General features: G+C 62.0%; 9 protein-coding genes. 6 read left to right on the forward strand and 3 right to left on the reverse strand.

Going from position 1 to position 11,990, the window contains the following annotated elements:
- Positions 1 to 1,765: 1,765 nt before the first annotated feature.
- Positions 1,766 to 2,401, forward strand: a complete 636-nt coding sequence (locus HX817_RS31695; protein WP_371132487.1) for a methyl-accepting chemotaxis protein — start codon at positions 1,766 to 1,768, stop codon at positions 2,399 to 2,401.
- Here the strand turns inward: HX817_RS31695 and HX817_RS30685 are convergent.
- Genes HX817_RS30685 through HX817_RS30695 form a run of 3 tightly spaced genes read right to left on the reverse strand, consistent with a single transcriptional unit; the run spans position 2,382 to position 5,383 of the window.
- The gene (locus HX817_RS30685; RefSeq protein WP_003209700.1) at positions 2,382 to 3,650 is read right to left on the reverse strand and encodes an EAL domain-containing response regulator; all 1,269 of its coding nucleotides are present in this window, start codon (positions 3,648 to 3,650) and stop codon (positions 2,382 to 2,384) included. The genes HX817_RS31695 and HX817_RS30685 overlap by 20 nt on opposite strands.
- Before the next feature lie 9 nt (positions 3,651 to 3,659).
- Positions 3,660 to 4,043, reverse strand: a complete 384-nt coding sequence (locus HX817_RS30690) for a response regulator (RefSeq protein ID WP_008430409.1) — start codon at positions 4,041 to 4,043, stop codon at positions 3,660 to 3,662.
- Positions 4,028 to 5,383: a HAMP domain-containing sensor histidine kinase gene (locus tag HX817_RS30695; protein WP_003209703.1), complete on the reverse strand. Its 1,356-nt coding sequence runs from the start codon at positions 5,381 to 5,383 to the stop codon at positions 4,028 to 4,030. The genes HX817_RS30690 and HX817_RS30695 overlap by 16 nt, the downstream gene beginning before the upstream one ends.
- Before the next feature lie 409 nt (positions 5,384 to 5,792).
- Between HX817_RS30695 and HX817_RS30700 the strand changes: the two genes are divergently transcribed.
- The 5 genes from HX817_RS30700 to xylB are packed head-to-tail and all read left to right on the forward strand — an operon-like array spanning position 5,793 to position 11,785.
- Positions 5,793 to 7,325: a sugar ABC transporter ATP-binding protein gene (locus tag HX817_RS30700; protein ID WP_177042329.1), complete on the forward strand. Its 1,533-nt coding sequence runs from the start codon at positions 5,793 to 5,795 to the stop codon at positions 7,323 to 7,325.
- Positions 7,326 to 7,350: 25 nt separating this feature from the next.
- Positions 7,351 to 8,319: a hypothetical protein gene (locus tag HX817_RS30705; protein WP_003209708.1), complete on the forward strand. Its 969-nt coding sequence runs from the start codon at positions 7,351 to 7,353 to the stop codon at positions 8,317 to 8,319.
- A gap of 33 nt (positions 8,320 to 8,352) precedes the next feature.
- The gene (locus HX817_RS30710) at positions 8,353 to 9,294 is read left to right on the forward strand and encodes an ABC transporter substrate-binding protein (RefSeq protein WP_177042330.1); all 942 of its coding nucleotides are present in this window, start codon (positions 8,353 to 8,355) and stop codon (positions 9,292 to 9,294) included.
- A gap of 21 nt (positions 9,295 to 9,315) precedes the next feature.
- Positions 9,316 to 10,308 (forward strand): LacI family DNA-binding transcriptional regulator, encoded by a 993-nt coding sequence (locus HX817_RS30715; protein WP_177042333.1) that lies wholly within the window; start codon positions 9,316 to 9,318, stop codon positions 10,306 to 10,308.
- 1 nt (position 10,309) lies between these two features.
- Complete coding sequence (gene xylB, locus HX817_RS30720) at positions 10,310 to 11,785, forward strand: xylulokinase (RefSeq protein WP_177042335.1); 1,476 nt, start codon at positions 10,310 to 10,312, stop codon at positions 11,783 to 11,785.
- Positions 11,786 to 11,990 lie beyond the last annotated feature (205 nt).

Here is an 11,990-nt window from a genome sequence, read left to right on the forward strand (position 1 = left end):
CGACAGGCGGGGCAGAGCCCTAGTGAGATGGTCAGCCCGGCACGGTCCCCTTGGGACATCCCACCCGACAAGCGATCTCACTGCCACCCGCTGGTGCATGCTCTTGATTGCATGCAGCTTTTTGTAGCGAGGAAGCTCGCTCCCGTTGGCCCGCATGACAGGCCAGGCAGCCTAATCAATAGCAAGCTAGCTAATTGGCGCATTAATTGCCTTGAAATATGGCAATTAGACATCACTCCCGGAGTCCGCCATGAGCAGCCTGTCGAGCAGCACGATGCAGTTATCTTCCGCCGAGAAAAGCTGGCTGCCCTGGTGGGGCAAGACCGGCAAGTTCGCCATGGGCTGGTCCTGCCACCTCAACCGCGCGGTGTACCCGGTGATGGAGCAAACCTTCGAGGCCATTGCCGAAACCCGGGTCAAACTCCTGCAAACCTGGACCCGCGAACAGTGGGAACACCTCAACGAACTGGCCACGACACTGGCCCGCGATTCCGTGCTCACCGACAACAGCCTGCTGCTGGAAAAACTGCACCAGGCCGGGGATTTCTCCGAGCTGTTTATCGTCGACCCAAAGGGCGAATTACTGGCGAGTACCTGGAGCCAGGCCAGTCACCGCGCGCTCAATCAACAAGCCCTGGCCGCCGGGCTCAAGGCGCCATTCCTCCACGGTCCCTACAGCGACCCGCTGACCTTGCAGATCGGCCCTTCGTCTTCGCGCTTCCATGACGAAGTAACCCTGATGTTCTACCAACCATTGACCCGCGAGGGCAGGGTGGTCGGCTGCCTCTGCGGTCGGGTGCCCAACGACATACTCGGGGATTTGATCCAGCGCGAGGCCGGGCATATCTTCCCCGAGTCCGGCGATAACTACCTGTTCATGGTGCAATCGCGCTTCGACCCGGCGCTGCAGCCGGGCATTGCGCTGTCCCGGTCACGCTTCGAGGACGGCACCTTCACCCACGGCGAAAATCTCAAGAGCGGCGTGCACACACCCTGGAAAACCGTACAGATCCAGCGCCATACCGAACTGGAATTGCGGTTTATCGACCCCGCCACCCAACAACTGCACCCCGGCGTGCGGGAAACCATCCGCAAGGGCTCGAACCTGTTTGTCACCTATCCCGGCTATTCCGACTACCGTCACATCCCGGTGGTGGGCAAGGGCGTGACCTTCGAACTGCCGGGCTCGCCGGATCGCTGGGGCATGATGTGCGAGGCCGACCTGGAAGAGGTCTACCGCCGGCGCTCCCTGAGCCACGGCTTGATGAAGCCCTATCTGGCGACCATGGCCGGCCTGTTTGCCTGCAACTTCCTGGTCCGTCACTACAGTGGTTTGCCCGCCGCCTGGACCGATGCGTGCGAGGTGCTGAGCATGGTGGTCGCGGCCTTGCTGTTCAGCCGCCTGGGCCCCAGGCGCCTGGCCGCACGCCTGAATGAAATGACCGAGGTCATCCGCACCATTGCCGAAGGCGAGGGCAACCTGCGCCAACGCCTGGACAGCGGGCGCATGGTCAACGACGAAACCGGCGACATGAGTCGCTGGATCAACAGCTTCATCGACCGCCTGGATTCGGTGGTCGGCCAGGTGGTCAAGGCCAGCCACAGCGTTGGCAACACCAACCAATTGATGCTCGGCCGCAGCGAGGCGGCCGGGTTGATGTCCCATGAAGTGGCCGACGCCACCCACCGCATGATGATCATCGTTGAAGAGCAACTGGGAGAAATCCAGCAAGCCTCGGTGAGCGCCGAGCAAATGAAGCAGGCCATGGACGAGGTGGTCAGCCGGGCCCGCGAGCAATTCCTCGCGGTACAGGTCGGCACCCAGTCGATTCGCGATGTGGTGCAGCGCTCCTCGGAAAGCGTGCAACTGCTGGACAGCCGCATGGCACAGATCAGCAACATCACCGGGTTGATCAGCGACATCACCAACCAGACCAACCTGCTGGCCCTGAATGCGGCCATCGAAGCGGCGCGGGCGGGCGAGCATGGCCGCGGTTTTGCGGTGGTGGCCGACGAAGTCCGCACCCTGGCGTCACGCACTTCCAAGGCAGCGGAAGACATTCGCCAGATGGTCGAGGGCCTGCAAGGCGAAACCCGCAAGGCCGTAGGCTTCATGGAAAACGGCGTGACCAACGTCGACAGCAGCCTGCGCCTGGCCGAGGACGCCTCCTCGGAGAACGTGCACCTGCACCAGGCGGTGGAGAGCATGTTCAGCATCATCCAGCAGCTCAACGCCCGCAGCCTCGACTATGGCAAGACCATCAAGCAGGTCAGCCACTCTTCGGAGCAAATGCGCCTGACCGTAGGGGTGTTGCAGACCAGCGCGGAAACCGTGCGGGTGAATGCCAACAAGTTGCAGAAGCTGGTGGGGTTGTTTGAAGTCAGTGAGGCTGCGGCCTGACCAGGCTGCGCTTATCCAGCAGCAGGCGCTCCAACTCCTTCATCGGCAAAGGCCGGCTGAACAGATACCCCTGGATCTGATCGCAGCCGGCTTCCCGCAGAAACTCCAGCTGCGCCTGGGTTTCCACGCCTTCGGCCACCACTCGCAGCTTCAGGCTGTGGGCCAGTTCGATGATGGTGCGGGTGATAGCCGCGTCCTGCGGGTTGCTGGTGACTTCGCGGATAAACGCGATATCGATTTTCAGCGTATCAATCGGGAACCGCCGCAGGTAGGCCAGGCTGGAATAGCCGGTGCCGAAGTCGTCGATGGAGATCTTCACCCCCATCGCCCGCAGGCGCTGCAAGCTGGCGATGGTGTGCTGGGTGTTCTCCATCAGCGAGCCTTCGGTCAATTCAACTTCCAGCCAATGCGCTTCCACGCCGGCCTGGGCGAGGGACTGGGCGATATCGGCAATCAGGTCACCCTCGATCAATTGATGCCCCGAAACGTTGACCGATACCTCCACCGCGCCCACCGTGCCGGATTGCCACGCTGCGATCTGGCGGCACACGTTGTCGATCACCCAACGCCCGAGCGTGACGATCAAGCCCTGGCTTTCCAGGATCGGTATGAAGACCGCTGGAGACACCGCACCGTAACCGGGCCGGTCCCAGCGCAGCAGGGCCTCGAGGGCGCACACCTGACCGTTGGCCAGTTCGACCTTGGGTTGGTAATGCAGCACGAATTCTTCGCGCTCGACCGCCAGGCGCAGGGCTTTTTCCAGGTCCAGGCGCGCCAGATCATGCACATTCAACCGCGAGGACTCATTTTGGTGGTGTTGAAGTTGCTGCTCCAACAACTGGCTATGGTTTTTCAACCGATCGCCGTGGGCCTTGAGCCGCAGCAGGTTGCGTACCCGTAGCCACAACTCGACCCGCTCCACCGGCTTGCTGATGAATTCTTCAGCACCGGTTTCCAGGCCACTGAGCCGCGCGCTGGACTCACTCAATGCCGAAAGCATGATGATCGGAATGTTCGCCGTGGCCTGGTTGCCCTTGAGCTGGTTGGCCACTTCATAGCCGTCCATGCCCGGCATCATGATGTCCAGCAGGATCAAGTCCGGCGGCCGCTGCGCCACCAACTGCAAGGCTTCTTCACCACTGGCGGCGCTCACGGTCTGGTAACCCTCGTGGCGCAGCAGGGTTTCCAGCAGCTTGCGCACCTGGATTTCATCATCAACGATCAACAGCGTTGCGGGTTGGCTGGCCATGGAGAGGACTCAAGTCGAGGGAGTAATGTTCTTTTGCAGCAGCGTGTCGATCACCTGGTACAGCTCTTTGTAGCGCAGGGGCTTGATGATGTAGGCATCGCAGCCGGCCCGCAGGGTCTTGTCACGGTCTTCCTTCATGGCCATGGCCGTCAGGGCGATCACCGGGATGTGCGCGGTATGAGGGTCCTGCTTGAGCAGTGACGTGGCTGCCAGGCCGTCCATGCCCGGCAACTGGATGTCCATCAGGATCAATGCCGGTTGTTTTTCCCGGGCCAGGGTCAGCCCGGTCTCGGCATCGGCGGCCCACAACACGCTGTGGCCGGCGTTCACCAGCAACAGGCGGGCGAGGCGCATATTGGCCTCGTTGTCTTCGACGATCAGGATTTCGGCCATGGGGCCTCCGCGTCCGCGGCACGGTGCAGCGGCAGCCACACCACAAACCGCGCGCCTTCGCCTTCGCGGCTGGCCACGGCGACACTGCCGCCGTGCAGGTCGGTGAGTTGCTTGACCATCGCCAAACCCAGGCCCGTGCCTTCGAATTTGCGCGCCAGGCTGCTGTCGATCTGGCTGAAGGCCTTGAACAGCTTGCTCATGTCGTCCCGGGCGATCCCGATGCCGGTGTCGCTCACGCTCAATTCCAGGAACTGTTGATGTTCGCTGGGCTGCAGGGCAAAGCCGTGGGTGGGCCAGTCCCCGGGAATCTGCCCCACTTGCCTACGATTCACCTCGCGCACCGAGAGCGTCACCGAGCCGCCGTGCTCGCTGAACTTCACCGCATTGGCCAGCAGGTTGTAGATGATCTGCTTGGTCTTGCGCAGGTCCAGTTCCAGTGCGCCGAAGTCGTCCGGGCTTTCGAGTTTCAACTGGATGCGCTGCAATGCGGCCTTTTCCCGCACGATCAGCAGGCTGTTGGCCAACAGGCCGGCCAACTCCACGGCTTCCAGTTCCAGGTCCATCATGCCGGCCTCGACCTTGGACAGGTCGAGGATGTCGTTGATCAGCGACAGCAAGTGCTGGCCGCTGGTGAAGATATCGCCGATGTACTCGCGCTGGATATCGCTCATGTCGCCCACCAGGCCGTCCTTGAGCGCCTCGGAAAAACCGATCACCGCATTCAGCGGCGTGCGCAGTTCGTGGGACATGGTGGCGAGGAATTCGGACTTCATGTGGCTGGCGTGTTCCAGCTCCAGGTTCTTCTCTTCCAGGGCGCGCTCAAAGCCTTTGCGTTGCGCCTCTTCCTGCTTGCGCGCGGTGTTGTCGGTGCCGATCAGCAGGTAGCCGATGATCGCGTCGTTGCGGTTGCGCAGGGCGGTCACCGAGACCATGGCCGACAGGCGACTGTTGTCCTTGCGGATATAGGTCAGTTCGTAAATGTCTTCGATGCCCCGGGAGGCCTTGAACACCAGGGCCTCAAAGCCCGGCGTGATCGGTGTGTCCAGTTCCAGGCTGAGGGCAGCGGCGCGGGTGATCAGCTCGGCGGGGTCGGAAATGTCGGCCGGTGTGACGCGGTTCAGCACATCGGCGGCGGCGTAGCCAAGCATGCGTTCGGCGCCGACGTTGAAAATCTGGATTACGCCTTTTTCGTCGGTGGCGATGCTGGAGAAGTAGGCGCTGTTGAAGATCGCATCTTGCAAGGCGCCGGCCTTGAGCAGGGTTTTCTGACGTTTGAATTCGACGATTTTTTCAGCCCGGGATTGCGGCTCCGCCGGGCTGTCGACTGAAGAGTTGTCCATCGTGCAGTGTTCCGTGAACTTCAGGCCCGACGCTGCCAAAGGCGGCGCCGCAGAGCATGCTCACAGAAGATCGCGCAGGCGCGATGAGGAGGAGATGAGGTCTTTGGACGATAGCAGATAAACCGCAACCGACAGGGATCGTAGTGGCCAAACGCGGTGTTATTTTTAAAAAAACACTCAATCGGATAGGTGAAGGTGGAAAAACGGCGGTTTTATCTGCAATTAGTCACTCCAGGTCGCTGGATGAACATTTATTCATCAGGTGAAACGTTTAATCAAACGATAAACGGCTGACGCAAGCGCTTGCGTAAGCAAATGTATCTGATTAGAGTCGGCAGCAATCAGGTCTGCCGATGACTGCCATCGGCAAACGCCCGAACACAACAATAATAAAACCAGGAGCTCAGTCATGAGCCTTGAACCCTTGCTTGAAATGCAGGGCATCAGCAAGACCTTCAACGGCCTGCGGGTGCTCAAGAACGTCAGCCTGAAGGTCTACCCCGGTGAAATCCACGCCCTGATGGGTGAGAACGGCGCCGGCAAATCGACCTTGATGAAGATCCTCTCCGGTGCCTACCAGGCCGATGATGGCGGCACCATCCGCATCGATGGCCTGCCCGTCGCCAGCTACAACCCAGCCTCCGCCAAAGCCCTCGGCATTGCCGTGATCTACCAGGAACTGAGCCTGTGTCCGAACCTCACGGTGGCCGAGAACATTTACCTGGGCCGTGAACTGCGCCGTGGCTGGACCATCGACCGCAAGGGCATGGAAGCCGGGGTGGCCGAGGTGCTGGCAAGGCTCGGTGCGGAGTTCCTGCCCACCACCCGCGTCGCCAGCCTGTCCATCGCCGAGCGCCAACTGGTGGAAATCGCCCGGGCCTTGCATGCCCACGCAAAAATCCTGGTGATGGACGAGCCCACCACGCCGTTGTCCTCCCGGGAGACCGACCGCCTGTTCGCGCTGATCAAACAGCTGCGCAGCCAGGGCTTGGCGATCATCTACATCAGCCACCGCATGGCGGAAATCTACGAGCTGTCGGACCGGGTCTCGGTACTGCGGGACGGCGAGTACGTCGGCGAACTGGCGCGGGACGTGCTGTCGGCCGAAGTGCTGGTGAAGATGATGGTGGGCCGCGACCTGTCAGGTTTCTACAAGAAGGAACATGCGGCCTACGACCCCGGCCAGGTGGTGATGCGCGTGCGTGACATGGCCGACGGCAAGCGCGTGCGCAACTGCAGCTTTGACCTGCACGCCGGTGAAGTGCTGGGCATCGCCGGCCTGGTGGGCGCCGGGCGTACCGAACTGGCACGGCTGATCTTTGCCGCCGACCCACGCACCTCCGGCACCCTGGAGGTGGTCGGCAAAACCGTGACCCAACTGCGCAACCCGGCGGATGCGATTCGTGCCGGTGTCGTCTACCTCACCGAGGACCGCAAGGCCCAGGGTCTGTTTCTCGACATGAGCGTGGCCGACAACATCAACGTCTGTGCGTGTGTGCCGGATGCCCATGCCGGTGGCGTGCTCGACCGTGGCCACGCCGCACAACGCTCACGCGATGCGATCAAGTCCCTGTCGATCCGCGTGGCGTCGGGCAAGGTCAACGTCGGCGTGTTGTCCGGTGGCAACCAGCAGAAAGTGCTGCTGGCACGGCTGCTGGAGGTCAAGCCGCACGTGCTGATCCTCGACGAGCCCACCCGTGGCGTGGACATAGGCTCCAAATCCGAGATCTACCGCATCATCAACCAGTTGGCCAAGGCCGGCGTAGGCATCGTGGTGATCTCCAGCGAACTGCCGGAAATCATCGGCACCTGCGACCGCGTGCTGATCATGCGCGAAGGGCAACTGGTGGCCGAAGTGGGCGGGGCATCGGGGCTGGATATTTCCCAGGAGGCGATCATCGACCTCGCCACCGGCAGCGAACAGGTGGCCGCCCATGGCTAATTCAACGACAAGCGGGAGCAACACCATGACTGTGGCAACGATCGGCAAGGCTGAGCGTATTCGCGAACTGATGCGCACGGTGGGCATGTTGCCGGTGCTGGTGCTGCTGCTGGTGGGTTTTGCCCTGGCCAGCGAAAACTTCATGACGGTGCAGAACCTGTCGATCATCACCCAGCAGGCGTCGGTCAACGTGGTGCTGGCGGCGGGGATGACCTTTGTGATCCTCACGGCGGGCATCGACTTGTCGGTGGGAGCGATTCTTGCGGCTTCGGCTGTGGTTGCGTTGCAAGCCTCGATGTCACCGCAGTTCGGCATGTTCGGGATTGCCGCCGGGGTTGGCTTCGGCCTGTTGCTGGGCCTGGTCAACGGCGGCCTGATCGCCTTCATGCGCCTGCCGCCGTTTATCGTCACCCTCGGTGCGCTGACCGCCATGCGCGGTTTGGCACGCCTGTTGGCCGACGACAAAACCGTGTTCAACCCTGATTTGCCGTTTGCCTTTATTGGCAACGATTCGGTGCTGGGCGTCCCCTGGCTGGTGATCATTGCCGTGGCCGTGATTGCGCTGTCGTGGTTCATCCTGCGGCGCACGGTGATGGGGGTGCAAATCTACTCCGTGGGCGGCAACCCGGAAGCGGCGCGGCTGTCGGGGATCAAGGTGTGGAAGGTCCTGCTGTTCGTCTATGCCATGTCCGGTGCCCTAGCCGGCCTCGGCGCGGTGATGAGCGCGTCACGCCTGTTCGCCGCCAATGGCCTGCAACTGGGGCAATCCTATGAGCTGGATGCGATTGCCGCAGTGATCCTCGGCGGTACCAGTTTTACCGGCGGCGTCGGCACCATCGGCGGCACGCTGATTGGAGCGCTGATCATCGCGGTGTTGACCAACGGCCTGGTGCTGCTGGGCGTCTCGGATATCTGGCAGTACATCATCAAGGGCATCGTGATCATTGGCGCGGTAGCGCTGGATCGCTATCGCCAGTCCGGTGCGCGGACCTGATTTCACTCAAACAACAATCACAAGAGAGTCATCATGAACTTCAAACGCATGTTTCCTGTTGTCGCCTCCCTGGGCGTTGCCGTGTTGATGTCCCAGGCGGTGCAAGCCCATGAACTGAAAGCCATCGGCATCAGCATGGGGTCCCTGGGCAACCCGTATTTCGTGACCTTGGCCGACGGTGCCACGGCGCGGGCCAAGGAGCTGAACCCGGCGGTGAAAGTCACCTCGGTGTCGGCCGACTATGACCTGAGCAAGCAGTTCTCGCAGATCGACAACTTCATCTCGTCCAAGGTCGACCTGATCCTGCTCAACGCCGTCGACCCGTCGGCCATGGCCTCGGCGATCAAGAAAGCCCGCGACGCCGGGATCGTGGTGGTGGCTGTGGACGTCGATGCCAAGGGCGTGAATGCCACGGTGCAGACCGACAACGTCGAGGCCGGCAAGCTCGCCTGCCAGTTCATCGTCGACAAACTGTCGGGCAAGGGCAATGTGATCATTCAGAACGGCCCGCAGGTCACCGCCGTGACCGATCGGGTCAAAGGCTGCAAAGCCGCGCTGGCCAGCGCCCCGGAGATCAAGGTGCTGTCGGACGACCAGGACGGCAAGGGCTCCCGCGAAGGCGGCCTGAACGTGATGCAGGGCTACCTGACACGCTTCCAGAAAATCGACGGCCTGTTCGCGATCAACGACCCGCAAGCCATCGGCAGTGATCTTGCCGCCAAGCAGCTGAAACGCAGCGGCATCATCATCACCTCCGTGGACGGCGCGCCGGATATCGAGAATGCCCTGAAGACCGACACCCTGATCCAGGCCTCCGCCAGCCAGGACCCATGGGCCATGGCCCAGACCGCCGTCAATGTCGGCAATGACATTCTCAATGACAAACAACCCGCCGAAGCGGTTACCCTGCTGGCGCCAAAATTGATCACCCGCGATAACGTCGGTTCCTACAGCGGTTGGTCCAGCAAACATTAAAAGAAACCAGGAGTGAGCACCGTGGCAACCATGGAGGATGTGGCAAGAATTGCAGGGGTGTCGACGTCGACGGTTTCCCACGTCTTGAACGGCACCCGCAAGGTCAGCCCGGACACGGTGCAAGCGGTGCAGGACGCGATCCGGCAGGTGGGCTACATCCCCAACACGCTGGCGCGTTCCCTGGCGCGGTCCACCACCAATACGATTGGCGTGGCGATCTCGGCACTGTCCAACCACTACTTCAGCGAAACGGTGCACGCGATTGAAACCGAGTGCGCCAAGCACGGCTACATGATGTTGTTTGTCGATACCCACGACGATCCCGAACAGGAACTGCGTGTGGTCACGGCGCTGCACCATCGGCGGGTGGACGGCATTCTGCTGGCGCCGTCTACCGGTTCGCTGGCCCTGGAATACCTGCAGGCCAATGAAGTGCCGGCGGTGCTGGTGGACCGGATGATGTGTGATCGTTTCGATCAGGTCGGGGTGGAAAACACTCAGTCGACCCAGGCCCTGGTGGCGCACTTGATCGGCCATGGCCACCGGCGCATCGGCTTTATTTCCGGGCGCGCGGGGCTCGGCACTTCCGATGAGCGCGTGGCCGGCTATCAAGCCGCGTTGCAGGCGGCAGGGTTGGTGTTTGACCCGCAATTGCTGGTCAACGGTGGTTCCAGCAGCGAGCCGGCACGGCAAGCGACCGCGCAGTTATTGGCCCTGGCAACACCGCCCACGGCAATCATGGCGGGCAACAACCTGATGACCCTGGGTGCGATGCACGCCTTGCGTGATGCGAATATCGACGTGCCCGGGCAGATGGCCCTGGTGGGCTTCGATGATTTTGACTGGGCGGATTTCTTTGTGCCACGCCTGACCCTGATCGCACAGCCGGTCCAGGAACTCGGCGCCCGGGCGGTCAACCTGCTGCTTGAGCGCATGGCGTCGCCCAAGCGTAAAACACACAGCGTGCGGCTCGCGCCCACCCTGAAGATTCGTAACTCATGCGGCTGCCCCTGATATGAACAACGCGGTTTCCCTTGGCATTGATCTCGGCACTTCGGAACTCAAGGCGATCCTGATGGACGAGCAAGGCAACGTCCTCGCCCATGCGGGCGCGCGGCTGACGGTCTCGCGCCCGCACGCAGGCTGGTCCGAGCAGGCGCCTGAGGATTGGTGGCAAGCATGCCTGAAGGCTCTGGACCAACTGCGCACTGATCAGCCGGATGCCTACGGCCGTGTCGGCTGCATCGGGTTGTCCGGGCAGATGCACGGGGCGGTGTTGCTGGGGCAAGACGACCGGGTGTTGTACCCGGCGATTCTCTGGGATGACTCCCGTGCCATGGCCCAGGCTGAAGCCTTGGGCAGTGAGTTTGCCGACGTCACCGGCAGCTTGCCGATGGCCGGTCTCACGGCGCCCAAGCTGCTGTGGTTGCAGGAGCATGAACCGGCGGTATTCAACGCCATTGATTGCGTGCTGTCGCCCAAGGACTACCTGCGCCTGCGCTTGAGTGGTGAGCGCGTGAGTGATGTGTCCGATGGTGCGGGGACGTTGTGGCTGGATGTGGCCAACCGTGAATGGTTTGAACCGATGCTGCAGGCCACGGGTTTGCGGTTGGCGCAGATGCCCCGGCTGGTGGAAGGTGGCGCGGCCAGTGCTTGTTTGAATGCGGCAGCGGCGGGGCGACTGGGCTTGGCTGAGGGCCTGGTGATCGCTGGCGGTGGCGGGGACAACCCGGTGGCGGCGGTGGGCATTGGCGCGGTGAATGCGGGGGATGCGTTTATCACGTTGGGGACGAGTGCGGCCATCGTGGCGATTACTGATCACTCGGCGGGGAATCCGGCGAGTGCGGTGCATAGTTTTTGTCATGCGTTGCCTAATCGCTGGTACACCATGGGCGCCATGCTGGCCGGGGCCAGTTGCTTGCGGTGGGTGACGCGGTTGACGGGGTCGGTTGATGAGCAGGCGTTGCTGGATCGGGTGCAGGCCGAGTTGCCGATCGGGCAGGGCGTGCCGGTTTCCAATCCGTTGTTTTTGCCGTATTTGGCGGGGGAGCGCACGCCCCATAACGACCCGTTGTTGCGGGGTGGTTTCATGAGCCTGGGGCATGACTGCACGCCGGCCATGCTGGGGTATGCGGTGATGGAAGGGGTTGGGTTCGGGTTGCTGGATGCGCTGAGTGCGGTGCAGTCGGCCGGGGCCACGGTGGGGGCTTGTGCGTTGGTGGGTGGTGGGGCGCGCAGTGAGTATTGGGCGCAGTTGTTGGCCAATATTCTTGGGCGGGAGATTTATACGTTGCATGGCAGTGAGTTGGGGGCGTGTATTGGTGCAGCGAAGTTGGGGTTCCTGTCGAGCGGCCAGGGTGCGGCGCTGTTGCAGGCGGGGATGCCGGTGAAGCAACGGTTTTTCCCGGACGGCGCTCAACAGGCTGTTTTGCAGGCGCGATATTTGAAGTTTCGGGGGTTGTTGGGGGCGGCTAAGGCTTTGCACGATTAGGGAGGTTTTGGGTGTATATCCGTTATTTGGGTAACGGCTGCTATTGGTTCCGCTCTTACAGCGGCTCACTTTTGAACAGCCGGAATGCCGGCCCAGTCAAAAGTAAGCAAAACGCTCTTGCCCCACCACTCGGCACCTCGCTTAGGCTCGGTGTGCCCTCACTCCGGCTTTGGACCGTGGGCCGCCGTCATGGGCCATCCCTGGC

Source organism: Pseudomonas sp. C6002, assembly GCF_013385805.1.
Taxonomy (GTDB): Bacteria; Pseudomonadota; Gammaproteobacteria; order Pseudomonadales; family Pseudomonadaceae; genus Aquipseudomonas.